General features: G+C 55.1%; 26 protein-coding genes. 10 read left to right on the forward strand and 16 right to left on the reverse strand.

What is annotated here, in order from left to right:
• Nucleotides 1-10: 10 nt before the first annotated feature.
• The 8 genes from C0557_RS20580 to rppH all read right to left on the reverse strand — a co-directional run bounded on the left by C0557_RS20580 (nucleotide 11) and on the right by rppH (nucleotide 6,578).
• Nucleotides 11-334: a prepilin-type N-terminal cleavage/methylation domain-containing protein gene (locus C0557_RS20580; RefSeq protein ID WP_208660624.1), complete on the reverse strand. Its 324-nt coding sequence runs from the start codon at nucleotides 332-334 to the stop codon at nucleotides 11-13.
• On the reverse strand, nucleotides 319-726 hold the full coding sequence (locus tag C0557_RS20585) for a DUF2509 family protein (protein ID WP_074773100.1): 408 nt from the start codon (nucleotides 724-726) through the stop codon (nucleotides 319-321). Before C0557_RS20585 ends, C0557_RS20580 begins: the two co-directional genes overlap by 16 nt.
• Nucleotides 723-1,286 (reverse strand): prepilin peptidase-dependent protein, encoded by a 564-nt coding sequence (locus tag C0557_RS20590; protein WP_208660626.1) that lies wholly within the window; start codon nucleotides 1,284-1,286, stop codon nucleotides 723-725. The genes C0557_RS20585 and C0557_RS20590 overlap by 4 nt, the downstream gene beginning before the upstream one ends.
• Nucleotides 1,280-1,741: a prepilin peptidase-dependent protein gene (locus C0557_RS20595; RefSeq protein WP_208660628.1), complete on the reverse strand. Its 462-nt coding sequence runs from the start codon at nucleotides 1,739-1,741 to the stop codon at nucleotides 1,280-1,282. Before C0557_RS20595 ends, C0557_RS20590 begins: the two co-directional genes overlap by 7 nt.
• A gap of 184 nt (nucleotides 1,742-1,925) precedes the next feature.
• Entirely contained in the window at nucleotides 1,926-2,720 is a 795-nt protein-coding gene (gene thyA / locus C0557_RS20600; RefSeq protein ID WP_208660630.1) for a thymidylate synthase, read from the reverse strand.
• 6 nt (nucleotides 2,721-2,726) lie between these two features.
• Nucleotides 2,727-3,602, reverse strand: a complete 876-nt coding sequence (gene lgt, locus C0557_RS20605; protein WP_208660632.1) for a prolipoprotein diacylglyceryl transferase — start codon at nucleotides 3,600-3,602, stop codon at nucleotides 2,727-2,729.
• Between the two features lie 186 nt (nucleotides 3,603-3,788).
• Nucleotides 3,789-6,035, reverse strand: coding sequence for a phosphoenolpyruvate--protein phosphotransferase (ptsP, locus tag C0557_RS20610; protein ID WP_208660634.1), 2,247 nt, complete (start codon nucleotides 6,033-6,035; stop codon nucleotides 3,789-3,791).
• A gap of 12 nt (nucleotides 6,036-6,047) precedes the next feature.
• A complete protein-coding gene (gene rppH / locus C0557_RS20615; protein WP_208660636.1) occupies nucleotides 6,048-6,578 on the reverse strand; it encodes an RNA pyrophosphohydrolase in 531 nt (176 codons plus the stop codon).
• Between the two features lie 681 nt (nucleotides 6,579-7,259).
• On the opposite strand from rppH, the gene mutH reads away from it, so the two are divergent.
• The 4 genes from mutH (at nucleotide 7,260) to C0557_RS20635 (ending at nucleotide 10,265) form a co-directional block, all read left to right on the forward strand.
• Nucleotides 7,260-7,955: a DNA mismatch repair endonuclease MutH gene (gene mutH, locus C0557_RS20620; RefSeq protein ID WP_208660638.1), complete on the forward strand. Its 696-nt coding sequence runs from the start codon at nucleotides 7,260-7,262 to the stop codon at nucleotides 7,953-7,955.
• Between the two features lie 63 nt (nucleotides 7,956-8,018).
• Nucleotides 8,019-8,732, forward strand: a complete 714-nt coding sequence (locus tag C0557_RS20625; protein ID WP_074773075.1) for a TerC family protein — start codon at nucleotides 8,019-8,021, stop codon at nucleotides 8,730-8,732.
• A gap of 144 nt (nucleotides 8,733-8,876) precedes the next feature.
• Nucleotides 8,877-9,095, forward strand: a complete 219-nt coding sequence (gene ygdR, locus C0557_RS20630; protein ID WP_007370351.1) for a lipoprotein YgdR — start codon at nucleotides 8,877-8,879, stop codon at nucleotides 9,093-9,095.
• A 129-nt stretch (nucleotides 9,096-9,224) separates the two neighbouring features.
• Nucleotides 9,225-10,265: an NADP(H)-dependent aldo-keto reductase gene (locus tag C0557_RS20635; RefSeq protein ID WP_208660640.1), complete on the forward strand. Its 1,041-nt coding sequence runs from the start codon at nucleotides 9,225-9,227 to the stop codon at nucleotides 10,263-10,265.
• A gap of 2 nt (nucleotides 10,266-10,267) precedes the next feature.
• Here C0557_RS20635 and lplT read toward each other — a convergent pair whose 3' ends face one another.
• Together lplT and aas are read right to left on the reverse strand one after the other, a co-directional pair.
• Nucleotides 10,268-11,458, reverse strand: coding sequence for a lysophospholipid transporter LplT (lplT, locus tag C0557_RS20640; protein WP_208660642.1), 1,191 nt, complete (start codon nucleotides 11,456-11,458; stop codon nucleotides 10,268-10,270).
• Entirely contained in the window at nucleotides 11,451-13,610 is a 2,160-nt protein-coding gene (gene aas / locus C0557_RS20645; RefSeq protein ID WP_208660645.1) for a bifunctional acyl-ACP--phospholipid O-acyltransferase/long-chain-fatty-acid--ACP ligase, read from the reverse strand. The genes lplT and aas overlap by 8 nt, the downstream gene beginning before the upstream one ends.
• 603 nt (nucleotides 13,611-14,213) lie before the next feature.
• Between aas and galR the strand changes: the two genes are divergently transcribed.
• Nucleotides 14,214-15,221 (forward strand): HTH-type transcriptional regulator GalR, encoded by a 1,008-nt coding sequence (galR, locus tag C0557_RS20650; RefSeq protein ID WP_074773064.1) that lies wholly within the window; start codon nucleotides 14,214-14,216, stop codon nucleotides 15,219-15,221.
• An 85-nt stretch (nucleotides 15,222-15,306) separates the two neighbouring features.
• On the opposite strand, the gene C0557_RS20655 is transcribed toward galR, so the two are convergent.
• The 4 genes from C0557_RS20655 to C0557_RS20670 are packed head-to-tail and all read right to left on the reverse strand — an operon-like array spanning nucleotide 15,307 to nucleotide 19,321.
• Nucleotides 15,307-15,756: a GNAT family N-acetyltransferase gene (locus C0557_RS20655; RefSeq protein ID WP_208660647.1), complete on the reverse strand. Its 450-nt coding sequence runs from the start codon at nucleotides 15,754-15,756 to the stop codon at nucleotides 15,307-15,309.
• Nucleotides 15,753-16,526, reverse strand: a complete 774-nt coding sequence (locus C0557_RS20660; protein ID WP_074773058.1) for a GntR family transcriptional regulator — start codon at nucleotides 16,524-16,526, stop codon at nucleotides 15,753-15,755. Before C0557_RS20660 ends, C0557_RS20655 begins: the two co-directional genes overlap by 4 nt.
• A gap of 31 nt (nucleotides 16,527-16,557) precedes the next feature.
• Entirely contained in the window at nucleotides 16,558-17,985 is a 1,428-nt protein-coding gene (locus tag C0557_RS20665; RefSeq protein ID WP_208660649.1) for a glycoside hydrolase family 1 protein, read from the reverse strand.
• Nucleotides 17,986-17,992: 7 nt separating this feature from the next.
• Nucleotides 17,993-19,321 (reverse strand): PTS sugar transporter subunit IIC, encoded by a 1,329-nt coding sequence (locus C0557_RS20670; protein ID WP_208660651.1) that lies wholly within the window; start codon nucleotides 19,319-19,321, stop codon nucleotides 17,993-17,995.
• Nucleotides 19,322-19,597: 276 nt separating this feature from the next.
• Here C0557_RS20670 and C0557_RS20675 point away from each other — a divergent pair, with 276 nt between their 5' ends.
• Complete coding sequence (locus C0557_RS20675) at nucleotides 19,598-20,608, forward strand: LacI family DNA-binding transcriptional regulator (RefSeq protein ID WP_208660653.1); 1,011 nt, start codon at nucleotides 19,598-19,600, stop codon at nucleotides 20,606-20,608.
• Here the strand turns inward: C0557_RS20675 and lysA are convergent.
• Nucleotides 20,605-21,867: a diaminopimelate decarboxylase gene (gene lysA / locus C0557_RS20680; RefSeq protein ID WP_107147122.1), complete on the reverse strand. Its 1,263-nt coding sequence runs from the start codon at nucleotides 21,865-21,867 to the stop codon at nucleotides 20,605-20,607. The two genes, C0557_RS20675 and lysA, sit on opposite strands and share 4 nt — an antisense overlap.
• Before the next feature lie 120 nt (nucleotides 21,868-21,987).
• On the opposite strand from lysA, the gene C0557_RS20685 reads away from it, so the two are divergent.
• Nucleotides 21,988-22,914, forward strand: coding sequence for a LysR family transcriptional regulator (locus C0557_RS20685; RefSeq protein ID WP_208660655.1), 927 nt, complete (start codon nucleotides 21,988-21,990; stop codon nucleotides 22,912-22,914).
• On the opposite strand, the gene C0557_RS20690 is transcribed toward C0557_RS20685, so the two are convergent.
• Nucleotides 22,911-23,603, reverse strand: coding sequence for an aspartate/glutamate racemase (locus C0557_RS20690; protein ID WP_043956731.1), 693 nt, complete (start codon nucleotides 23,601-23,603; stop codon nucleotides 22,911-22,913). The two genes, C0557_RS20685 and C0557_RS20690, sit on opposite strands and share 4 nt — an antisense overlap.
• Before the next feature lie 151 nt (nucleotides 23,604-23,754).
• On the opposite strand from C0557_RS20690, the gene C0557_RS20695 reads away from it, so the two are divergent.
• From C0557_RS20695 to C0557_RS20705, 3 genes are all read left to right on the forward strand, one after another.
• On the forward strand, nucleotides 23,755-24,078 hold the full coding sequence (locus C0557_RS20695) for a cupin domain-containing protein (protein WP_090133595.1): 324 nt from the start codon (nucleotides 23,755-23,757) through the stop codon (nucleotides 24,076-24,078).
• Between the two features lie 503 nt (nucleotides 24,079-24,581).
• A complete protein-coding gene (locus C0557_RS20700; RefSeq protein ID WP_074773040.1) occupies nucleotides 24,582-25,472 on the forward strand; it encodes a carbohydrate ABC transporter permease in 891 nt (296 codons plus the stop codon).
• Nucleotides 25,465-26,367, forward strand: coding sequence for a carbohydrate ABC transporter permease (locus C0557_RS20705; protein ID WP_007370335.1), 903 nt, complete (start codon nucleotides 25,465-25,467; stop codon nucleotides 26,365-26,367). Before C0557_RS20700 ends, C0557_RS20705 begins: the two co-directional genes overlap by 8 nt.
• Nucleotides 26,368-26,375 lie beyond the last annotated feature (8 nt).

Below are 26,375 nucleotides of genomic sequence, written 5' to 3' on the forward strand. Positions count from 1 at the left end.
GCGCTCCTGACTACTGACTGTTCGGACAAAATAATCGCGTCATCTGCCCCTGCCTGCCCACTGGCGAGGTAACGGTGACGTTGATGCTGACACATCCCTCTGTCATTGTCTGCCCCCGGTTTACCTGCCAGCCGGGCGGCAAAGGCGGTGCATCAGGTTGTGCCTGTTGCCATGCATATCGCCACAACTGACGCCACTGGCTGGCGGACCAGAACCCTGACGCCAGCGCCCGATGATAACCGCCTAGTGCGGTAACCACCATCACCATCAGCAGCATCGCCAGCAGTACTTCCGTCAGGCTGAAACCCCGCTGCTTGTTCAGGGAAGCAGACATAGCGCCACCTCGTTTAGAGGACAAAAATCACTCCAGCCATGCGGCAAAAAGCGGATATTACTACCGCTTACTGCCCCCAGATGCCACAGTGCATCCTCTTCGTTCGCAACAATCAGCAACGCAGAATCATCGCTGAAAATGCGCAGGCAACTGCGCCAACCCGCGCCGGCAGGTTGGCGGCACTGTAACAAGGGTTGTGATGGCCATACCTGATGTTGCGCCCACGCCATCGCCGAATGGATTTCAGCAATATTGCGTAATCCGTGAATCTCACGATTTACGCGCCACAAATGGCTGGAAAGCTGCTGATTCAGGCCATTCAACATCAGGCTTCCGAGCAGCAGTAGCAGCAATACCAGCGCCAGCGATGACATTCCCCGTTGACGATTCATAAGTTATATCCGGTGACGTCCAGTACAGCGTTCACCTCCGCTCCGGCATCGCCGGGAAGAGAGGCGGCGAGCGCGACAGTAAGCTGCGGGGCGTATCCTGTTGTCTGGCGCATAGTCACGTTAAAACGCGAGACGGACATCTGGGCAGGATCGGTCGTTTTTTCCCAGCCCCGTCCGGTACAGGACGTTGCGCCACGCAATGTCTCCAGTGCGCCATTTTGCAGGCGAAACCCCGTTTGCTCCGGTTCGCTGCTCGCAGAAGATTCCCAGCGTCCGTTACTGTTGGCATCCCACTGCATTATCACGCACTCTCCGCTACTGCTGATAACCAGCGGCTGACCAGCGCAGTTGCCGTTACAGTAGCCCGCCCGCTGTAACTGTTTTGCTACCGCCCAGAGCCGCTGCCAGAGATCGTCCTCCAGCGTCTGGACACGAGTCTGTTGCAAAACGGCGGCTTGCAGCGCCGGTAAAAAACGGGCCGAAGCCAGCAGCAATATGCTACCGATAGCCATTGCCAGTACGGTTTCCAGCAGTGAAAACCCCCGTTGACGGTTCAACATTGATCGTCCTTCGCGTTCTGACACATTCTGATGCGCCCCCAGGCTGAGACCACTATCCGCCACTCTCCGGCGCTGCTGCGCACGCGAATATGCCCCGGCCATGCGGTGTTGCGTAAACCAAAGAAGCCGAGCGACGGCGTCACTTCCAGCAGCGTCACCTCAGGCCAGTCAGGCATAACAGCGAGCGGGCCAGCCGTGGCGCAGCCCGTTGAGGGCGCATTGAGCAGGCACCAGCTATCACCTTCCTGTGCCGAATAAACCCGTTGCGCCTGGTTATGCCAGTTAGCCTCTTCGCGTAACCGTTCCAGAAAGTGGCGAACGTGTAGCGCGGTCTGCCATAGCCGCTGTTGCGCCTGCCAGTGCTGCCAGCCCGAAAGCCCCATACCGCTCAGGATTGCGATCAGCGCAACGGCGATAAGTGTTTCAATCAGGGTAAAACCCGCTTCGTTTTTCATGGCGGCAGTGTGCAAGCGGTGGATGTTCAGGTCGAGGCAGAAAAGGGAAAATTACGAGGCGTTACGAGAGAAAAAAGTGCGTTTGCAGTGGCTTGCACAGCGGTTGCGAACAGCGCCGAAAAACCGTTTTTTGATGAAAAAAAACCGGCGCATTACTGCACCGGTTGTGTCATGTTCAGCCAGGTCAGACAGCGACCGGCGCTTTAATTGCCGGGTGCGGATCGTAACCTTCAATGTCGAAATCTTCGAAGCGGTAATCAAACAGCGACTCAGGCTTACGTTTGATCACCAGTTTCGGCAGCGCGCGGGGTTCGCGGCTGAGTTGCAGATGCGTCTGCTCAAGGTGGTTGCTGTAGAGGTGCGTATCGCCTCCCGTCCAGACAAAATCACCCGGCTCCAGATCGCACTGCTGCGCCATCATATGTACCAGCAATGCATAGCTGGCGATATTGAACGGCAGCCCAAGGAACACATCGCAGGAACGCTGATAGAGCTGGCAGGAGAGCTTGCCGTCCGCCACATAGAACTGGAAGAACGCATGACAAGGCGCCAGCGCCATTTTATCCAGTTCGCCGACGTTCCAGGCCGAAACGATAATGCGGCGGGAGTCCGGATCGTTTTTCAACTGGTTGATAACCGTTGAAATCTGATCGATATGGCGGCCATCCGGCGCTGGCCACGCGCGCCACTGTTTACCGTAAACCGGGCCGAGATCGCCCTGCTCGTTGGCCCATTCATCCCAGATGGTGACGTTGTTTTCACGCAGATAAGCGATATTGGTATCGCCCTGCAGGAACCACAGCAGTTCATGGATAATTGAACGCAAATGGCAGCGCTTGGTGGTCACCAGCGGGAAGCCGTCCTGCAGATTAAAACGCATCTGATGGCCAAAAATAGACAGCGTGCCTGTCCCGGTGCGGTCGTTTTTCGGGGTGCCTTCGGTCAGCACCTTTTGCATCAATTCTAAATACTGTTTCATGGTTCCTCAGGAAACGTGTTGCGGCGAACGATGGCGGTACGCCCAAATCATCATAATAGCGCCTGCGACAATCATTGGAATGGAGAGGATCTGCCCCATACTGATGTACTGCACCCATTCGCCGGTAAACTGCGCGTCGGGCTGGCGGAAAAATTCAACAATGATACGGAACGCGCCGTAGCCAATCAGGAACAAGCCGGAGACCGCGCCGGTCGGGCGAGGTTTGCGGATAAACAGGTTAAGGATGATAAACAGGACAACGCCTTCCAGCGCCAGCTCATAAAGCTGTGACATATGGCGTGGCAGCACGCCGTAGGTATCAAAAATCGATTGCCATTCCGGATGCGCTGGCAGCAACGCAATATCTTCCGCACGCGAGCCGGGGAACAACATAGTAAACGGGAATGAGGGATCAACGCGGCCCCATAATTCACCATTGATAAAGTTTCCCAGGCGTCCGGCACCCAGGCCAAATGGGATCAGCGGCGCAATAAAATCAGAGACCTGGAAGAAGCTGCGTTTTGTACGACGCGCGAAAATCACCATCACGACAATGACGCCAATCAGGCCGCCGTGGAAGGACATACCGCCATCCCACACGCGGAACAGATAGAGCGGATCGGCCAGGAATAGCGGGAAATTATAGAACAACACGTAGCCGAGGCGGCCACCCAGAAATACCCCAAGGAAACCTGCATAGAGCAGATTTTCCACTTCGTTTTTCGTCCAGCCGCTGCCCGGACGGTTCGCCCGACGCGTAGCCAGCCACATTGCAAAAACGAACCCTACGAGGTACATCAACCCGTACCAGTGCAGGGAGACGGGTCCAATGGAAAAAATCACCGGATCAAAATCGGGAAAACGCAGATAGCCACTGTTCATCTGTCACCACAACTTGTTGTTCTTCCGCCGAAAGTGGACAGCGGTTTACATACGCGGCCGCAACCGGCGGCCGCTCCAAAGGGGCGAATCATAGCATAAGGGGGACGCATGAGTTGCGCCGAAGTTGTAAAAGATATGTATAGTCAAACAGCCACGCACTTATTTTACATCTGAATAAGCAAACGCTTAAATCCCGCCGCGGATCAGGCCACCCAGCCCGCGACGCTCCATAAAAGCGGCAATCTGATGGCGAACTTCGGCGGTTAACTGCGCCTCAAGCGTGCGATTTGCCAGCATCTGCGCCTCTTCAGCATCAATGCGCCGCAGCAAATATTTGATGCGCGCGACCGAACGCCCGTTCATCGACAGATGGCGATAACCAAGGCCTATCAGCACGGCGACACACATCGGATCCCCGGCCATTTCACCGCACAAGCAAAGGTCGATACCTAACCGTTCTGCCTCAGTTGCCACCATCGACAACGCACGCAGCACGGCCGGATGCAGGCTGTCATACATTGTCGCTACGCGGGTATTGTTGCGATCCACCGCCAGAATATACTGCGTCAGATCGTTGGTGCCGATGGAGATAAAATCAACGCGGCTTGCCAGATGCGACAACATAAACACCATTGAAGGCACTTCCAGCATCACGCCAATACGCGGGCGTGGAATGGCGTAGCCGATCATCTCTTCAACTTCGCGCCCAGCGCGTTCAATGAGCCGTTTGGCTTCATCCACCTCGTCAATACTGGTGATCATCGGCAGCAGAATACTGAGATTGCCGGTCGCCGCATTAGCGCGCAGCATGGCGCGCACCTGCACGAGGAAAATTTCCGGCTGATCGAGCGTAATACGAATGCCTCGCCAGCCAAGACAGGGGTTTTCCTCGCTGATGGGCATATAGGGCAATTGTTTATCGGCGCCAATATCCAGCGTACGCAACGTCACCGGCTTGTCGTTGAACATTTGCAGCATGCCCTGATATTGCGCCACCTGCTCCTCTTCCGACGGGAAGCCGCTTTGCAGCATAAAGGGAATTTCAGTGCGGTACAGCCCGATACCGTCGATGCGGCTGCCGAGTTTCTCTTCATGCTCCGGGCTTAAACCAGCATTGAGCATCACTTTCACCCGCTCGCCGCTTTTAAGCTGCGCCGCCAGATTGACATCATCTTCAGCGAGACGGCTGAGCTCATTCTCCTCAGTGATAAGACGCTGGTATTCCTGTAGCAGAACCGGTTCTGGATCCACCAGCAATTCGCCACGGTAACCATCGACAATCAGCGTACGGCGATGCAGCGCTGAAGGCTGAATATCCGCACCCATCACCGTCGGAATGCCGAACGCGCGCACCATAATCGCGGCATGGGAGTTGGCCGCACCGTCGCGCACCACCACGCCAACCAGCCGATCGTGCGGCAACTCTGCCAGCGTGGTTGCCGAAAGCTCATCGGCGACCAGCACAAAGCGCTCCGGCCAGGTATTCGGCCCCTGAATATTGTCATCAAGGTGGAACAGCAGACGCTGGCCGAGGGTCCGGAGATCGCCGGCGCGTTCTTTCAGATAACCATCGCTGAGCGCGGCGAACTGTTCGGCGAAACTTTCAATCACCGTTTTGACCGCCCATTCGGCCACCACGCCTCTGTCCACTTCTTCGAAGAGCTCTCGGCGCAAACGCGCATCGGAGAGCAGGTGGGAATAGAGATCGAAAATCGCCGCCGTCTCTTTCTGCGCCCCAGCGGAAAAACGCTTGCTGTAACGGCGGAATTCGTTGGCAGCCTCTTCCAGCGCGCTGGTCAGCCTTTCGCGCTCAAGCGAGGTATCAAGAGTCGATGCCGGATAAACCTGCTCCATCAGCGGCAGGGTTTGATCCATCCAGCCTTCGGCAATGGCAACCCCCGGCGAAGCAGGCAGCGCACGAATACGAGTCTGCCGATACTGACCAAACAAGGCATTTAATTGTGACTGGGAAAGGATCGCGGCGACCTGGGTAGCCAGGGTGACCAGAAAGGACTCTTCGCTTTCATTGTACTGGCGCAGCTCACGCTGCTGCACAACCAGTACGCCAAGCAACTGGCGGCGCTGGATAATCGGTACGCCGAGAAACGCGCGAAAACGCTCCTCTTTTACCGCAGGAATATATTTAAAGCTGGGATGTTTCTGCGCATCGGCAAGGTTGATAGGTTCCGCCAGTCGGCCAACCAGGCCTACGATCCCCTGATCGAATGCGAGCGTGACAGTGCGGCCACGCGGCTTTTTTAAGCCGCGCGTCGCCATCAGATAAAAACAGCGCCTGTCGTGATCTGCAAGATAGACCGAGCATACTTCGGTTTCCATCGCCAGACACACGTCGGTAACCAGTATCTCCAGCGCTTCGTTAAGACGCGGCGCGCTGGCAACTTTCTCAACTATTTCTCGCAGTCGGGTGAGCATAATGTGGGTGGCTTAACCTCGTTTACGTCGCCAGGCAGGTGCGTTCTGTAGCTTAGGAGGCGTTTCCTGAAGCGCTAACACCGCACTTGCAAACTCTTTCATCACCCGCCGGTAGACGTCGCGTTTAAACGAGACTACCTGACGAACAGGATACCAGTAGCTTACCCAACGCCAGCCATCAAACTCAGGGGTGCTACTGGTTTGCATATTGATTTCTGCATCATTACCAATCAACTGCAAAAGAAACCATTTTTGTTTCTGGCCGATACAAACCGGCTTTGTGTCCCAACGCACCAAACGTTTCGGTAACTTGTAACGCAACCAGTTACGGGTAGAAGCAAGGATACGAACATCTTTACGACTTAAGCCCACTTCCTCGAACAGCTCCCGGTACATCGCCTGTTCCGGGGTCTCGCCTGGGTTGATTCCCCCCTGGGGAAATTGCCATGAGTGCTGCCCGAAACGTCTGGCCCACATCACCTGGCCCTGTCGATTGCAGATTACGATTCCCACATTTGGGCGGTAGCCATCGTCATCAATCACCGGACTACCTCAAAATAAACCTGAATGACGAGATTGTTTCACACTCCCGGAAAACGGTAAACCACTCTATGACAGGGATACGAACGGATAACGATTGAATAACTCACAGTTTGCATAAGAGTTATAAACACCATCCCCTGCCTCAGATGGGTTTTATTCACCTTTTCTGTGGATAGAGTTGTGAAAAAGTATGGAATTACCCAGGGAAAACCCAGAACAGTCTGAATAACCCATTTATCGGGTACAAAAATAAAACCCAGTGATTCATTTAGTTAAGTGACTTATCACCGGATTTTTGCAGCATAATGTGACGATCATCACTCTCAGGATCCTGACGCTGATGAAAGATCGAACAGAGTCGTTTTTATCCACAGATTATGCCAATAAGTTAGACGTATTTTGTGCAGAAATTCGATTTTCATCGCACGTCAAGGCTGTAAATGGAAACAGTAGTAAGAGTTTTCACCAGTTATCCCATTTTTCTGTGGATAACATGGTGTAAGATCCTGTTCATTGCCAGTGACCAGATTTGGAAAACCTGACGGGCTGTTGCGCAACACATTGCAGACATAAATAAATTATCTTTTAAATCATTGCGTTGCCTATATTCCACTGAAAACGGTAAACTGGCAGACTACAGTGGAAAACTACTGTCTGTTTTTTAATCAAAAGGTTAGTGACATGCTCGCGTTATCTCCCTTCACTTCGCCACCAGAATCCGAAGCGCAGTTACTGGCTCAGGCACAGCGTCTGGCAGGCTATTCGCTTGGCGAACTGGCGGCGTTAGCGGGGTTGCCGGTGCCGCGCGATCTGAAACGGGATAAAGGCTGGATTGGAGTGTTGCTTGAGCTATGGCTGGGTGCCAGCGCCGGAAGCAAACCCGAGCAGGACTTCGCCGCGCTGGGCGTCGAGTTAAAAACCATTCCGGTGGATAACCAGGGCCGCCCGCTGGAAACCACCTTTGTCTGTGTCGCGCCACTCACCGGGAATAGCGGCGTGGTGTGGGAAACCAGCCATGTCCGGCACAAGCTGAAACGCGTGTTATGGATCCCGATTGAGGGTTCGCGCGAGATCCCGGTAGCCGATCGCCGGGTCGGATCGCCGCTGCTCTGGAGCCCCAATGAGGAAGAAGAGCAGCAGTTACGCCAGGACTGGGAAGAGTTGATGGATCTGATTGTGTTGGGCCAGGTCACGCGTATTACCGCCCGTCACGGCGAAGTACTGCAATTACGTCCCAAGGCCGCCAACAGCAAAGCGCTGACGGAAGCGATTGGCGAACACGGGGAGCCTATCCTCACACTGCCACGCGGTTTCTACCTGAAAAAGAACTTCACCAGCGCGCTGCTGGCTCGCCACTTTTTACTCTCCGGATATTAATTTTTTGCCACAGCCTCACCGACGCTTATAATTAGCGCTTCTTTTTTTGTAGGACTTTTATTGATGTTATTTGCATGGATCACCGATCCTAACGCCTGGCTTGCGCTCGGTACGCTGACGCTGCTGGAGATCGTATTAGGGATCGATAATATTATTTTCCTCTCTCTGGTTGTTGCAAAGTTACCTACCGCACAACGTAGTCACGCCCGTCGGCTTGGGCTGGCCGCGGCAATGGTGATGCGGCTGTTGCTGCTGGCCTCTATTGCCTGGGTAACAAGGCTGACGCATCCGTTATTCACCCTTTTTGATCACAGCGTTTCGGCGCGTGACATGATCCTTTTTCTCGGCGGATTGTTCCTGATCTGGAAAGCGAGCAAAGAGATCCACGAGTCGATCGAAGGTGAAGAAGAAGGGCTGAAAACTAACGTTCACTCCTTCCTCGGCGCTATCGTGCAGATCATGCTGCTGGATATCATTTTCAGTCTCGATTCGGTGATTACCGCAGTGGGCCTCTCCGATCATCTGTTCATCATGATGGCCGCCGTCGTGATCGCTGTTGGCGTGATGATGTTTGCCGCACGTCCGATTGGCGAATTTGTCGATCGCCATCCGTCGGTCAAAATGCTGGCGCTGTCGTTTTTGATTCTGGTCGGCTTTACGCTGATCCTCGAAAGTGTTTCGATTCATGTGCCGAAAGGTTACATCTACTTCGCGATGTTCTTCTCTATCGCCGTCGAGTGGCTTAACCTGTTGCGTAACAAGAAAAATCCGCTGTAAGCAAAGCGCTTCCCCGGCCGGGGAAGCACTTTTCATTTCTTTACCTGCTCTAACCGCTATTTTCAGAAAATCTCCCTTTTCCAACGCGAAACAGCGGGTTATTACTAGACTGTGTGTGACGCATGCAATGAGAGGGTCTGAGCGATGAAAAAATGGGCGGTGATTATTTCTGCAGTAGGTTTAGCTTTTGCGGTTTCCGGATGCAGCAGCGATTACGTAATGGCAACAAAAGACGGCAGAATGATCCTGACGGATGGTAAGCCGGAAATTGATGATGATACCGGGCTGGTCAGCTATCGCGATCAGCAAGGCAACAAAATGCAGATTAACCGTGATGATGTCTCCCAGATTATCGAACGCTAAGAAATACCTTTAAAGGTCAGTGACCTGCTGACCTTTTTGTGAATTTTCCCTTTCACTTTTGCTTCCCCTCTGCCATGTTTATAGTCCTTTGTCAGGACTACTGACGTTGTATTTTTGAGGAAGCCGGCTATGCCGTATCACCGTATCCCCCACAGTTCGCTGGAAATCAGCACCCTGGGGCTGGGCACAATGACGTTTGGTGAACAAAACAGCGAAGCCGACGCCCATGCACAGCTCGATTACGCCGTCAGCCAGGGAATCAACCTGATTGATGTCGCAGAGATGTACCCTGTTCCGCCACGCCCGGAAACGCAGGGTTTAACCGAAACCTATGTCGGCAACTGGCTGGCAAAACGCGGCAACCGCGAGAAGCTGGTTATCGCCTCCAAAGTCAGCGGCCCAAGCCGCAACAATGACAGCGGGATCCGTCCGGATCAGGCGCTCGATCGTAAAAACATCCGCAGCGCGCTGGATGAAAGTTTAAAACGTCTGCAAACCGATTATCTCGATCTCTACCAGGTTCACTGGCCGCAGCGCGCCACGAACTGCTTCGGCAAGCTGGGTTATAGCTGGGTTGAGAGCGCGCCGGTCGTGACGCTGCTGGAGACGCTGGAAGCGCTGACTGAGTTTCAGCGCGCGGGCAAAATTCGTTATATCGGCGTCTCGAACGAAACCGCCTTTGGCGTGATGCGCTATCTGCATCTGGCGGAAAAGCATGAGCTGCCGCGCATTGTCACCATCCAGAACCCGTACAGCCTGCTAAACCGCAGCTTTGAAGTGGGCCTTGCGGAAGTGAGCCAGTATGAAGGTGTAGAACTGCTGGCCTACTCTTGCCTCGCCTTCGGCACGCTGACCGGGAAATACCTCAACGGGGCGAAACCCGCAGGCGCGCGCAACACGCTATTCAGCCGCTTTACGCGTTACAGCGGCGAGCAGGCGCAAAAAGCGGTGGCAGCCTATGTGGATATTGCGAAGCGACACAATCTCGATCCGGCGCAGATGGCGCTGGCGTTTGTCCGTCGCCAGCCCTTCGTCGCCAGCACCCTGCTGGGCGCGACGACGATGGAACAGCTGAAAACCAATGTGGAAAGCCTGCATCTGGATCTGAGCCAGGATGTGCTGGCAGAGATTGAAGCGGTGCACCAGGTATATACCTACCCTGCGCCGTAAACTTACCGGCGGCGCTGCCAGAACCACAGCGCCGCTATCGCCAGCGCAAAAATCACGCCGAAGCCGACGCCCGTCGCCACTACCGGCGCGCCGGCTTTTACCGCCAGCGAGTACAACCCCAGCATTATTAGCATTGCCATGTTTTCGCCGAGATTCTGCACGGCAATCGCATTGCCCGCCCCGACCGACGCTTTACCAATCGCCTGTAGCAGCGCATTCAGCGGCACAACAAAAAAACCGCCCAGCATGCCGATCAGCATCAGAACGCCATAAGCAGGCAGTAAAGCATGTTGTAACGAAAACAGTACCACCGCAACGCCAATCAAAACCCCCGCCGGCATACAGCGCGCAACAGTTTCCAGGGTGACCAGCTTCGCCGCCAGCCCGGCACCGACCACAATCCCGACAGCCACCATCGCGTTCAGATAGGTCGGCGTGGCGTTGTCCGTAATCCCCAGCGCCACCGGCACCCACAGCACCAGCAGGAAGCGCAGCGTCACACCCGCGCCCCAGAACAGGCTGGTGCCAACCAGCGAAAAGCGGGTTTCACCATTGCGCCACAAACTTTTGCAGGCGCTAAAGAAGCTGTGCGTCATCGGCGTAAAACGCCAGGACTGCCCCGGCCGCGCAGCGGGCAGCTTCGGGATCAGCAAATTGGCGACGACCGCGCCCGCATAAACCAGTGCGCAAACGCCCAGCGCAGCAAGCACATGCCAGTCGGCCAGCACGCCGCCCGCCACCGAACCGAGCAGAATGGCGGCAATAGTTGATGACTCCATCAGCCCATTGGCTTTAACCAGCTTATCCCCGGAGGTGATCTCGCCGAGAATTCCATATTTCGCCGGAGAGTAAGCCGCCGCGCCAATGCCCACCAGCAGATAGCCGACAAACGGATTCACGCCAAAGCAAATGCTCGCGGCGCCCAGCAGCTTTAAGCCATTCGCCATCATCATTACCCGGCCTTTAGCGAAACTGTCCGCCACCTGACCAACAAATGGGGCAAACAGGATGTAAGCACCCACAAACACCATTTGCAGGATCGGCTGGCTCCAGTCCGGATAAAACTCGGCCTTCAGCAGCGCCAGCGTGGCAAACAGCAGCGCATTGTCGCCAAATGCCGAAAGGAACTGGGCGGCGATCACCGCCATCATTCCGCGCGACCACAGCGAGGCGTTGATCTCAGGTTTAAGCATGTTGGGTTTCCGCCTCATCAACCATCGTTTTGAGCGTGACAAAATCAGGCTTACCGCTGCCCAGCACCGGCAGTTGCTTGAGATAACGAATGTCGCGCGGTACCGCCAGCTCAGGAATGCCCTGCGCACGCGCATACTGCAGAAGAGTGTCGCGCGTCAGCGATTCATCGCTCGTAAACATCACCAGCGCTTCACCTTTGCTGGCATCACTTTTAATCACCGTGGCATGCATTTTCTCCGGCGATACCGCCAGCGCCAGTTGTTCCACCGTCTCCAGCGAGATCATCTCACCGGCGATTTTGGCAAAACGCTTCGCGCGCCCCTGAATCTGCACAAACCCCTGCTCATCAAAACGCACAATATCGCCAGTGTCGTACCAGCCAGCTTCCTGCTCGCCGTGAATATTCTCCGCCGACGGCGCTTCCAGCACGCCGGGGTTTTCTACCCGCAGATAGCCGGTCATCACGTTCGGCCCTTTCAGTTGCAGGCGTCCGCCCTCTTCAATGCCTGGCACCGCCATCAGACGCGCATCCATTCCCGGCAGAATACGGCCAACCGTGCCCGGTTTCGCCGCCATCGGCACGTTAATCGACACCACCGGCGCACATTCGGTCACGCCATAACCTTCCAGAATGCGCAGGCCGAACTTGTCCTGCCACAACTGGCGCGTGCTCTCCTGTAACTTCTCCGCGCCAGCCACGACATACCGCAGGCGGAAAAAATCGTAAGGATTGGCGAAACGCGCATAGTTGCCGAGAAAGGTTGAGGTGCCAAACAGCACGGTACAGTTGCGGTCATAGACCAGTTCCGGCACCACGCGATAGTGCAGCGGGCTGGGATAGAGAAACACTTCCGCCCCGGTCAAAAGCGGCGTAAACAAGCCTACCGTCAGGCCAAACGAATGGAACAGCGGCAGTGCCGACATAAAGCGGTCGTTGGCGGTAAAGTCAGCGATGGTTTTGATCTGCTCAACGTTAGCCAGAATGCTCTTGTGACTATGCACCACGCCTTTCGGGTTGCCTTCAGAACCGGAGGTAAAGAGCACCAGCGCCGGATCCTCCGGTTTCTGCGCCACCTGTGCTTTTAACGGCGTCAGCAAGTGGCGGAAAATCCACACTTTATCTTGCAGCGTAACATCGCCCTTCAGATCTTCCAGATAGACCCAGCGCACCTGGGTAAGCTGCTCCGGCAGATGCCAGAGCTTGCCTTTATCCATAAAGGTTCGCGAGGTGAAGATGGTGTTGATTTGCGCTGCCGTGATGGCGCTGCCAAGCCCTTTCACCCCGGCAGTGTAGTTCATCATCGCCGGAATTCGGCCACGGGCAATCGCACCGAAAATGACCGCCGCGCTGATGCCTGCGTTAGGCAGCATCAGGCCAATTTTCTCCCCCTGCGCACTGTATTTTTCCAGGATGCGCGCAACGAACAGCGTCTTGGTGAGCAGCTTGCGGTAGCTGTCGGGAGTAAAGTTGATGTCTTCGACGCAGGGCTTGTTGGCACCGAAACGGTACTGCGCGGCGAGGAACGCTTCAAACAGCGTTTCGCGCGGGCGCACGGCCATACGCGCTTCCATCATGATTTGGTGCAGCATCTCACCGGCGATTTTGCGGCGATCGCGGGCGCGCGGAGCCTCCGGCATCGGTAAAGATGTTGGCGGCAAAATATGCAGCGTAATACGCGGGAACAGACGCTGTTTAACCAACCCTTTCAGGCGGCTGAAATACGTCAGCTCTGCGCCATCAATACGCAGCGGTATAACCGTTGCGCCCGATTTGGCGGCGACAAAACCCGCGCCGTCATAGATTTTCATCAGTGAACCCGAGAGCGAAATGCGCCCTTCCGGGAAAATCACCACCGGGCGACCCTGCTCGATCAGGCGTACCAGATATTTAATCGACATCGGTTTGGTGGGATCGAGAGGAACAAAGTCAACAATGGGGCGGATCCAGCGCATATACCACTGGCTGCTGATCGAGGAATAAACCGCAAAAACCGGGCGTACGGGCAGGAACAGCGCCAGCAGAATGCCATCAATAAAGGAGACATGGTTAGGGGTAATCAACACACGTTCGCCGTGTAGTGCTTCAGTGCTGCCGGTCAACTGCACCCGGAACAAAACGCGAAACAGTCCGCGAAAAAAGCCCAGTAGCATCTCAACTCCTTTTGCCAGAGAAATAAGTAAGTTTGCAAATTGTGGCAGATTACACGAGAAGTGCCGGAGGAGAAATTCAGGGCAAAAAAAAACCTGCGCGTCCGCGCAGGTTGGTGCAAGAAATGAGTACGAAGAGCGTACCGAATAAATCACCAATCAATACCTCTGGGATCTTGATTGTGGCGTTGGCGCGGGCCTATCGCCAGCGGGAAAAAGCAAGGGAATGAGCCGAAGTGAAACGAGGTGTGTCGATTCGCTCTGCTTGTTACAACGCAGGCAAAAAAAAACCTGCGCATCTGCGCAGGTTGGTGTAATTCGAGTATGCAACCCGGGGGCTGCTCTCACCTATCAATACCTCTGGGATAACCACTCTGTCATGAGGGAGAACGCGCCACCAGCAGACAATCGAAACAGCTTTGCGCAAAGTGTAACTAAAGGTTTTACCTGTATTAATCGGCAAAACTTTTTTGTGTAACGGTTCCACGGCTTTCCACCGCGTCAGTTCACGTTTGCACACCGCCATCGGGTAGCTGCCTTGATTAGCCCTCTCTTTTCCGTAACACTACGCTGTGTGTAAACGTTTACCCCTAAGGAAGGTGCGCCATGGCGACCATTAAAGATGTAGCACGGCTGGCAGGCGTCTCCGTTGCTACGGTTTCCCGTGTGATTAACAACTCGCCAAAAGCGAGCGAATCCTCACGGCTGGCGGTACAGAGTGCAATGGATGCGCTGAATTATCACCCGAACGCCAACGCCCGCGCGCTGGCGCAGCAATCGACGGAAACCGTCGGTCTGGTGGTCGGCGATGTTTCAGACCCCTTTTTCGGCGCGATGGTGAAAGCCGTTGAGCAAGTCGCTTCCGCCACCGGTAATTTTCTGCTGATTGGCAACGGCTACCATAACGAAGAGAAAGAGCGCAAAGCCATTGAGCAGTTGATCCGCCATCGCTGCGGCGCGCTGGTGGTACACGCCAAAACCATCCCCGATGAAGAACTGGCTTCGCTGATGAAGCAAATTCCGGGCATGGTACTGATCAACCGTATTCTGCCGGGTTTTGAACAGCGCTGCGTGGCGCTCGACGACCGCTACGGCGCGTGGCTGGCAACCCGCCACCTGATCCAGCAAGGCCATACGCGCATTGGCTACCTCTGCTCAAACCACGCCATTTCCGACGCGGAAGATCGTTTGCAGGGTTATTACGATGCGCTGAAAGAGAATGGCCTGCCGTGCAATGACCGGCTGGTGACCTTTGCCGAGCCGGATGAAAGCGGCGGCGAACAGGCGATGACTGAACTGCTAGGTCGCGGCAGAAACTTTACCGCCGTTGCCTGTTACAACGATTCGATGGCGGCGGGCGCAATGGGCGTACTGAATGATAATGGCATTGATGTGCCGGGCGAGATTTCGCTGATTGGCTTCGACGATGTGCTGGTGTCGCGCTATGTGCGTCCCCGGCTGACCACCGTTCGTTACCCGATTGTCACCATGGCGACACAGGCCGCCGAACTGGCGCTGGCGCTGGCGGAAAACCGTCCGCTGCCGGAGATAACGCATCTGTTTAACCCGACGCTGGTGCGCCGCCATTCGGTGATTGCGCCGCAGGAGAGTTAACGCGGGTTGCCCGGAGTTTTATTGCTTGCCGGAAGGCGCTAACGCTTATCCGGCCAGCACACTCTTCTGCGTTGAGCCAAAAAACTCACAGCGCAATGCGATACAAATGCACATGCGTGTTCGGATAATCCAGCCCGTCGCCAATATACTCCCAGCCGTAGCGCTCATAAAAATCGCGGCAGGCGGAATAGAGATGTAACTGACTAAATCCCATTGCTTTTGCCTGCGCCATCACATGCTGCTGTAGCTGCCCGGCCAGCCCCTGCCCGCGCGCGCTTTCTTTTACATACAGCGCGGCCAGCCACGGGAAGAGATCCTGACGGCTGATCAAATCGCAACGCCACAGCCCCACGGTCGCCAGCAGTTCATCGCCGTCAACCAGCACAAACGTCAGCGGTAACGCACCCGGCGTCTGGCTGTGATCAATAATGCTGGCAAAAAAATCGCGCGGCAGAGAATCGCCAAACTCATGCCACAGCCACTCGATAACCTGCGGCGCAAAGTGCGGCACTTCGTAGAGAGGAAGAATTTTCACATCAATTTTCCCTGGAAGATGGGAACGGATTCAAACAGATAGCCGTCGAAGTCTGGCGCATCTTCATCAGAGAGCTCCAGCAGACTTTTTTTGACATTTTCCAGATGCTGCCACATCGACTGCCAGGCGCCCATCACATCGCGGCGACGCACCGCGGCCAGCAGCGTTTGCCGGTCGCCCAGCCATTTCAGGCGATACGGACGGCTGGCGATATGCACATTAAACTGTTGCCACAGCGGGCTACTGTCCATGTGGTGCCAGATGCTCTCTACCGTTGCCAGCAGCATCTGGTTTTGCGAGGCCCCGGCCAACACCAGATGAAACATTTTGCTGTTGTCCTGGGTGGTGTCATTCAGGGCGATGGCGCGCTGCTCCTGTTCGAGAATGCGCCGCAGATTGTCAACATCCGCCCGCGTCGCCATGGTCGCCGCAAAGGCAGCAATATTGCTCTCCAGTAGCTGGCGCGCTTGCAGGATCTCGAACGGGCCGACATCGCTACTGAGAAAGCGCTCTTCCTCGTTTTCATGGGCCTGCGGGATACGCATCACATAGACGCCCGACCCCTGGCGAATATCCACCGTGCCCTGCAATTCCAGCATCAGCAGTGCTTCGCGCACAATGGTGCGGCTGACGCCGTATTTTTCGGCGATATTGCGCTCCGGCGGCAGGCGAGAGCCAACGGGATAATGCCCCTGGATGATTTGCTCGCGTAAATCCTCGCCAATCTCCTGGTACTGTTTTTTTTCCGGCGGAACGACGGCCTTCTCCACAATATCACCTGCACTTATCAGTTATTGCGCGCTATCTTACTTCATCATCAAGGGTAAGGGTCAACCGGCGCTCATCGCTCAGCGCGCGGAACCAGCGCAGCGATTTTTTCGCCCGCCGATCGCGGTTGTGTTGCAGATCGATCTCCACCAGCCCATAGCGGTTTTTAAAGGCGTTCATCGGCGAAACATTGTCGGTAAACGCCCACAGCATATAGCCGTGGCAGTTCGCGCCCGCTTCCCGCGCCCGCAGCGTCTGATACAGATGCGCGGCGATGAACTCAATGCGGTAATCATCCTCGATGGTTCCTTCGGCATTGCGAAACTGCCCTTCGCTCTCCACGCCCATACCGCTTTCCGCAACAAACCACGGAATGTTGCCGTACTCGTTTTTGATGCGCATCGCCATGTCGTAGATGATCTCCGGCAGGATCTCCCAGCCGCGCGATTTGTTCATCTTTCTGCCCGGCAGTTCAAACGGCTCATAGTAATACGCCGGATGGAACGGTGTCTCCGGGTGCCAGGCGCGCGACGGCGCTTTCACACGGTGCGGATAGTAAAGATTGATGCCCAGTTCATCGACGGTGTTGTCGCGGATGATCGCCAGTTCCTCTGCGCTGTAATCCCATTTCACGTTGTGTTTTTCCAGCAGATCCACCAGTTCCTGCGGATAGTGGCCTTTCACCAGCGGATCGAGGAACACGCGGTTATAGAACAGATCGTAACGCTGTGCCGCCAGTACATCGTGCGGGGCGCTGGAACGCGGGTAAGTCACTTCCGGGTTGAGAATGCAACCGACGGTTCCGGCGTAGCCCTTCTCGCGAAACAGCTTCACCACTTTTGCCGTCGCCAGGTTTTTGTGGTGATTCCACTGCATCCAGGTGCTGGTGTTCTGCTCATACGGCCAGCGCAGCGCATCAAGGTAGACGCGGGTTTGCACCACAATCGGCTCATTAAAGGTAAACCAGCGCGTCACTTTATGGTGGAAGCGTTCAAACACTTTCTCAACGTACAGCAGATAGAGTTCGACCACTCTCTTCGACGCCCAACCGCCGTACGTTTCCAGCAGATAACCTGGCAGCTCGTAGTGCTCCAGACAAATCATCGGCGTAATGCCGTGGCGCTGCATCTCATCAAAAAGCTGGTCGTAATAGCTGGCGTAACTCTCATCCACCACGCCCTGTTCGTAATCGGTAAGAAAGCGCGACCAGTTGATCGAGGTGCGGTAGTGGCTCAGCCCCGCCTGCTTCATCAGTTGCACATCTTCGCGAAAACGCTGGTAGAAATTCGTTGCCACCGCCGGGCCATAACCTTCATGCCAGACGTGGCGATCGTTTTTGTACCAGAGATCGGGCCACGAATCCTGGCCCGCTTTTTTCCCTTCCCAGCCTTCGGTTTGCCAGGCCGATGCCGCCGCACCCAGAATAAACGACGGCGGGATGGTGATGGTTTTTGTACTCATAACATCCTCAGGCATTGTTGGCGGCTTGCGCCTGTAATTGCGCCTGCTCCGCGCGGCGGGAGGCGATCTTCACAAACGGCAGATAGATAACGACAGCGGTCACAATGCAGATTAACTGGGTCACCACCGCGCCCATCGAACCGGCGGTGGAGAGCCAGGCATTGATCAACGGCGGCGTCGTCCAGGGCACCATCACCACCGCTTTTCCGGCAAAACCGGTGACCGTCGCGAAGTAGCCGATCGAGCCGGTCACCAGCGGAGTGATAATGAACGGAATGGCGAGGATCGGGTTCAGCATGATCGGCATGCCGAAGATCACCGGCTCGTTAATATTGAAGATCCCCGGCCCTATCGACAGCTTGGCGATCTCTTTCATCTCTTTGCGTTTCGTGGCGATCATGACTGCAATCAGCAGGCCGATGGTCAGGCCGGAACCGCCGATACTCATGTACACATCCCAGAACGGCATGGTGATAATGTTCGGCACCTCTTTCCCCTGCTCAAAGGCGCTCATATTGACGGTGATCGCCCCCAGCAGTAGCGGCTCGCGGATCGGTTTGATCATCTGGTTGCCGTGAATACCGATCACCCAGAACAGCTGCGCAACAAACATCAGCAGCAGAATGCCAGGCAGGCTTTGTACCACGCGCTCCAGCGGTTGCTGCACCACCTGATACACGGCGTCATACAGATACATGCCGGTTACCTGATGGAAGACGAAGCCGAAAGTGGCGATAAGCGTAGTGGTAATGATCGCCGGGATCAGCGCCGAGAACGAGGCGGAAACGTTCGGCGGCACGGTATCCGGCATTTTGATCTTCAGGCTCTCGCGGTTTTCCAGCCAGCAGTAAACTTCCACCGACAAAATGGCGATAAACATGCCGAGGAACAGGCTGCGGGTATCGGAGAACTGGCGCAGCAGCACATCTTTCACCACGTGCATCTGGCCATCCACCAGCATCTCGACGGTGGTGGGCGTCACGCAGATAAAGCAGATCACCGCCAGCAGGCCGGGAAACAGCGACTTGATGCCGTTAATGCGCCCCAGTTCAATACCAATTAAAAACACCGCGCCAATGTTGAGGAAGTTCAGCGTGGCATAGTTAAGGGCGCTGGTGATCGGTTTTAGCGCGGCGAGAAACGACAGCGCCTGGAAGCTGGCGAGCCCGTTTTTCGGGTCCAGCACCATATTGGAAATCAGCACTGAGAACGCACCGACAATAATGACCGGCATCAGCGTAATAAACGACGATTTGATCGCCATGATATAGCGATAGCTATTGAACTTAGTGGCGAAACTACCCAGAGAATCGATGAGTTTTTCTTGTAGGGCCATAGGGTCACACCTCAGTTAAGGGGGGCTTTTTTTATCGGTACAGGTATACAGCCGGATTCCATTTGGCATACCAAAAATAGCGACAGCATGGGAAAAGTTCTGTGACCCGGCTCGCAAGCCCTCTACTGGTATTCCAAAACGAAGCGATTAGCCACATTGGCATACCACCTTAGCGTTTTCAGGGATATTTCCGCACTTAAGCCAAACCCGCCCGCCACGCCTTAACCCGTTAAATGAGTGTGTTAAACTGCCTCTCATTAATGCGGAGAGCTTGTCATGGTCACAATGCTGGATGTTTCACTGCGCGCAGGCGTGTCGAAAGCGACGGTTTCCCGGGTGCTCAACAAGACGGGGCAAGTCAAAGAGAGCACCCGCGCTCAGGTTTTTAAAGCGATGGAAGAGCTGGGGTATCGCCCCAATTTTCTGGCGCAATCGCTGGCGAATCGCACCAGTAATAGCATTGGCCTGGTGGTCTCCAGCTTTGACGGTTTCTATTTTGGCCGCCTGCTACAGCAGGCTTCGCGCCGGACGGAATTCCACGGTAAGCAACTGATTGTTACCGACGGTCACGACACGCCGGAGCGGGAAACGCTGGCGGTGCAAATGCTGGCGGACCGGCGCTGCGACGCCATTATTCTCTATACCCGTTTTATGAGTGAAAAGAGCATCCTGCGGTTGATCGATGAAACGCCAATGCCGCTGATCGTTATTAACCGCGAATTAGCCCAGGCGCATGACAAATGTGTCTTCTTCGAGCAGCAGGATGCCGCCTTCCAGGTGGTGGATTATCTGGCGAACCTTGGTCACCGCGAGATCGCCTGCATCACCGTGCCGATTCATACCCCCACCGGCAAAGCGCGACTAATGGGATATCGCAAGGCGCTGGAAAAACACGGAATTAACTGGGATGCGGGAAGAGTAAAATACGGCGACGCCACCATGACGCGCGGCTATGAATTGTGCCGTGAGATGTTGCAGGAAGGGGCGCATTTCAGTGCCTTATTCACCTGTAACGATGACATGGCGCTCGGCGCGTCGAAGGCGCTATACCAGGCTGGTTTGCGCATTCCGCAGGATATTTCGCTGTTTGGTTTTGATGATGCGCCCAGCGCCCGCTGGCTGGAGCCGGGGCTGTCAACGGTCTATCTGCCCATCGATACCATGATTACCACCGCTATCGATCAGGCGATCAAACTGGCGAATGCCGACGAAATTGAACCGATCCCCCCGTTTACCGGCACGCTGGTATTGCGCGATTCAGTGGCGGCGGGACCGTATCAGGATTAGAACTGCTCCAGCGCCAGCAGCTCGTCGATGGTCTGACGGCGGCGGATCAGCCGCGCAACGCCATGATCAAACAGCACTTCCGGCAGCAGCGGGCGGCTGTTGTAGTTTGACGACATCGATGCGCCGTACGCGCCGGTATCGTGCAGCACCAGATAATCCCCCGCTTTTACCGCAGGCAGCGCGCGGGTTTCCACTTTCCCGCCCTCTTGTTGGGTAAAGACATCGCCGGATTCACACAGCGGCCCCGCAACCACAGTGTCGATAAGTTCAGCCTGACGCAGATCGCGGCCATCGCCAGCCAGCGCGGTAATGTGGTGATAGCTGCCGTACATCGCCGGGCGCATCAGATCGTTAAAACCGGCGTCGATCAGCACAAAGTGGCGGCTGCCCATATTTTTCACGCTGCGCACCTGCGATACCAGCACGCCGGATTCCGCCACCAGGAAGCGTCCCGGCTCGATCTCCAGTTTCACCGCATGGCCGAGATGCTTCGCGATTTGCTCGCGCGCGGCATTCCACAAACCAAAATAGTGCGCCGTATCAACCTGATCTTCCCCTTCATGATAAGGAATGGAAAGCCCGCCACCGGCGGAGATAGCTGGCAGATCCTGGCCGAAATCCACCACCTGGCGTACCATCGCGCCGCACACTTGCTCAAGATGGCCGTAATCAACGCCAGAACCGATGTGCATATGAATGCCCGCCAGTTTTAGCTGATAGCGCTGCATCACCGCCAGCGCCGCATTGAGATCGCTGTACCAGATACCGTGTTTGCTGTTTTCCCCGCCGGTATTGGTTTTCTGGCTGTGGCCGTGACCAAAGCCCGGGTTGACGCGCAGCCAGACGCGATGGCCCGGCGACACGGCGCCGAGCTGTTCCAGCATATCGACGGAACCGGCGTTCACCGCAATGCCCAGCTCGCTGACGCGCGCCAGCGTGGCGTCATCAATCACATCGGCAGTAAAAACAATATCGTCCGGATGCGTTTGCGGATCGTAACCCGCCGCTAATGCCCGCTCGATCTCGCCCAGCGACACCGAATCGACTTTCACCCCCTGCTCGCGCATCAGGCGCAGAATATGAATGTTTGAGCACGCCTTTTGCGCAAAACGCACCACATCAAACGCGCTGAGTTTGGCGATTTGCGCGCGAATAATTTGCGCATCATAAACCCACACCGGGCAGCCAAATTCAGCAGGCAGCCGCAGCAGGTTTTCGGCATTCAGGTCGGTATCGGTCTGGTGTAGTGAGCGTGGCATGGTGAACTCCGTCAGCAATTTTTACTGATTACGCCACACCACGAAGGGAATAAAAAATATCGTTTTATCGCCACTCTATGCAAAAATGATATGGATAACCCACAGCAACGGAATTCCGCGATGCCAGCCGTTAACTTGCGACATATCGAAATTTTTCACGCGGTGATGACCACCGGCAATCTGACCGAAGCCGCAGCATTGCTGCATACCTCGCAGCCGACGGTCAGCCGCGAGTTGGCGCGCTGTGAAAAGGTGCTGGGGCTGAAGCTGTTTGAACGTTCGCGCGGGCGTTTGCATCCTACGGTGCAAGGGTTGCGGCTGTTTGAAGAGGTGCAACGCTCATGGTACGGGCTGGACCGCATTGTCAGCGTCGCCGAAAGCCTGCGCGAGTTTCGCCAAGGGGAACTCTCCGTCGCCTGTCTGCCCGTCTTCTCGCAATCATTTTTACCGCTGCTGTTACAACCTTTTCTCGCCCGCTATCCGGATGTCAGCCTGAACATTGTGCCGCAGGAGTCGCCGCTGCTGGAGGAGTGGCTGTCGGCGCAGCGCCATGATTTAGGCCTGACCGAAACGCTAAGCACGCCAGCGGGCACCGAACGCACGCCGCTACTGACCTGTAATGAAGTGTGCGTAATGCCGCAGGATCACCCGCTGGCCAGCAAAACGGTGCTGACGCCAGCTGATTTTCAGGGGGAGAATTACATCAGCCTGTCGCGTACCGACAGTTACCGGCAATTGCTGGATGCGCTGTTTACGGAACATCAGGTGAAGCGGCGAATGGTGCTGGAAACCCATAGCGCCGCCTCGGTTTGTGCGATGGTGCGCGCGGGCGTTGGGCTTTCGGTGGTTAACCCGCTGACGGCGCTGGATTACGCCGCCAGCGGTATCGCCGTGCGCCGTTTCAGCATTGACGTGCCCTTTACCGTCAGCCTGATCCGCCCGCTGCATCGCCCGGCGTCGGCGCTGGTGGATGCTTTCGCGCGCCATTTACAGGCAGCCATGCCGCTGATCGCCCAGCCGCTGGCCGCCATGCTGGGCGACGCTTAAGAGAGCATAAAATTCACCGCATCGGCTGCGTGCAGCGTGGCGGTGTCAAACACCTTAATCGGGCTGCTCTTTTCCGGTATCAGCAGGCCAATCTCGGTACAGCCGAAAATCACCCCTTCGGCGCCTTCACTCGCCATCTGTTTGATCAGGTTAATAAAATAGTAACGTGACTCATCGCTGAATGTGCCAAGGCACAGCTCTTCAAAGATGATTTCATTCACGCGTTCGCGATCTTCCGGGCCGGGTACGCAGGTTTCGATACCAAACTGTCTTTCCAGCCGCCCGCGATAAAAATCCTGCTCCATGGTGTAACGCGTGCCCAGCAGCGCAACGTTGCGCATGCCCGCGCTTTCAATGGCGCGCCCGGTGGCGTCGGCAATATGCAGGAACGGAATATGGCAACGCTCTTCAATTTGCCCGGCCACTTTGTGCATGGTGTTGGTACAAAGCACAATGGCCTGCGCGCCAGCTTGCTCCAGACCCGCAGCGGCCTGCGCGAGGATTTCGCCCGCTTTGTGCCACTGCGCCGTTGCCTGGCAGGCTTCGATTTCGTGAAAATCCAGGCTGTGCAGCAACAAACTGGCGGAGTGCAGACCTCCCATCCGGGCCTTCACACCCTCGTTAATCAGGCGATAGTAAGGGATGGTTGATTCCCAGCTCATCCCACCCAGCAGCCCTATCGTTTTCATAGCGTTTCTCCGTCAGGTTTTGCAATCAGTCAATCAAAGTTGTGATCGACTTTCAACTTCTCTGGTCTCGCGTTTATTTTTGCGCAACGCTGAGATAAATTATTTTGAAACAACGTTTCACTAACTTTTTTCTTCACTACAGGACAGCCCGATGTTTATCTTCCATAAAGACACTCAGCTTGACGATCTGGGCAACGGCGTAACGCGTCGTATCCTCGCCCATGGCGGCAAAATGATGGCGGTCGAAGTCATGTTCGAACAAGGTGCCATCGGCCCGATGCACAACCATCCTCACGAACAGCTCACGTATGTCTTATCCGGTGAGTTCGAATTTACCATCGGTGATAAGAAACATATCGTCACCGCAGGCGATACTCTTTATAAGCAACCGCACATTATGCACGGCTGCGTCTGCCTGAAGGCGGGAACCCTGCTCGATACCTTCACTCCGGTGCGCGAAGATTTCTTAAAATAATGATAGTAAGCACCCTAATTAACGCCCCTATTATTAGGGGCGTTTTTTATTTCCCACAGCCAGTAAAATAATTCGCCAGATAATCGTTTTCATTTTGAATGGTTTCATTCTGCGATACTTAATCCGCGACAATATTACGCGTTTATTTCCCCTGGATGATTCTGTAAACCCGGTGTTTTTCGGGCGAAAAACGCTACCACCTCACTTTATTGAAACATCGTTTCGACTTTGATCACATTTCGCGAATTAATCGAATGACGCGAATTTAAAACCCAATAAAATATTTAAAACGATGTTTTACAAATCAAGAATGCATGTTCAGACGTTATTAAAACCAGGGGTTTTACCAATAATTTCTGTGAGTTAGACCTCCATAGCGCCCGCCACGGCAAATATTGTGAGCGAGCGCACATACAGACGCTGTTTTTATCCCCGCGGCTACGGCGGCGGGAGAAAGTAACTCTCCGAATCCGTATTACACATTGTTCGCCAGGTAGGTATGTATGAATGAAAACAGACTACTGGGATTGGCCTGGATATCGCCCTACATTATTGGGTTGATAGTCTTTACGGCTTTCCCATTCATTTCATCATTCTTTCTCAGTTTTACTGAGTACGATTTGATGAGCCCGCCGGTATTTAACGGCATCGAAAACTATCGCTACATGTTTACGGAAGATACCCTCTTCTGGAAATCGATGGGCGTGACTTTTGCCTATGTCTTTTTGACCATCCCGCTGAAGCTGGCCTTTGCGCTGGGTATTGCCTTTGTGCTGAATTTTAAACTTCGCGGCATCGGCTTTTTCCGTACGGCTTACTACATTCCGTCAATTCTTGGCAGCTCCGTCGCCATCGCCGTGCTGTGGCGCGCACTGTTTGCCATTGATGGCCTGTTGAACAACTTTATCGGCGTGTTCGGCCTGGATCCGGTGAACTGGCTGGGTGAACCGTCGCTGGCGCTGATGTCGGTGACGCTGCTGCGCGTGTGGCAGTTTGGCTCGGCGATGGTGATCTTCCTTGCCGCGCTGCAAAACGTCCCGCAATCCCAGTACGAAGCGGCAATGATCGACGGCGCCAGCAAGTGGCAGATGTTCATGAAAGTGACCGTACCGCTGATTACGCCAGTGATTTTCTTCAACTTTATTATGCAGACCACGCAGGCGTTCCAGGAGTTTACCGGCCCGTATGTCATCACCGGCGGCGGCCCGACCTATTACACCTATCTGTTCTCACTCTACATCTACGATACCGCCTTCAAATATTTCGATATGGGTTACGGTGCGGCGCTGGCCTGGGTTCTGTTCCTTGTTGTGGCGGTCTTTGCCTCCATCGCCTTTAAATCCTCGAAATATTGGGTGTTCTACTCTGCCGATAAGGGAGGCAAAAATGGCTGATATCCAACATCTCACGCCGGGCATGAAGGAAGCCGAACGTGAAGTGGCGCGCACCCTGCGCCGCGAGAAAATCAGCGCCTGGATCCGCTATACGATCCTGCTCTTTGTCGGCCTGTTAATGCTTTACCCGCTGGCGTGGATGTTCTCGGCGTCGTTCAAACCGAACCACGAAATCTTCACCACGCTGGGGCTGTGGCCGACGCACGCAACGTGGGACGGTTTTATCAACGGCTGGAAAACCGGGACAGAGTACACCTTCGGCCATTACATGCTGAATACCTTCAAGTATGTGATCCCGAAAGTGATCCTGACGATCATCTCTTCAACGGTGGTGGCTTACGGTTTCGCCCGCTTTGAGATCCCGTGGAAGAACTTCTGGTTCGGTACGTTGATCGCCACCATGCTGCTGCCGAGCACCGTGTTGCTGATCCCGCAGTACCTGATGTTCCGTGAAATGGGCATGCTCAACAGCTATATGCCGCTCTATCTGCCGCTGGCTTTCGCCACGCAAGGTTTCTTCGTCTTTATGCTGATTCAGTTCTTACGCGGCGTGCCGCGCGACATGGAAGAAGCGGCACAGATCGACGGGTGTAACTCCTGGCAGGTGCTGTGGTACGTGGTAGTGCCGATCCTGAAACCGGCCATTATCTCCGTCGCGCTGTTCCAGTTCATGTGGTCAATGAACGACTTTATCGGGCCGCTGATTTACGTCTACAGCGTGGATAAATACCCGATCGCACTGGCGCTGAAAATGTCCATCGACGTGACCGAAGGTGCGCCGTGGAACGAAATTCTGGCAATGGCGAGTATCTCCATTCTGCCGTCCATCATTGTCTTCTTCCTGGCACAACGCTACTTCGTACAGGGCGTAACCAGCAGTGGAATTAAAGGTTAAGGGGTTAT

Origin of the sequence: Kosakonia sp. MUSA4 (genome assembly GCF_013085925.1) — a bacterium.
Lineage (GTDB): Bacteria > Pseudomonadota > Gammaproteobacteria > Enterobacterales > Enterobacteriaceae > Kosakonia > Kosakonia sacchari_B.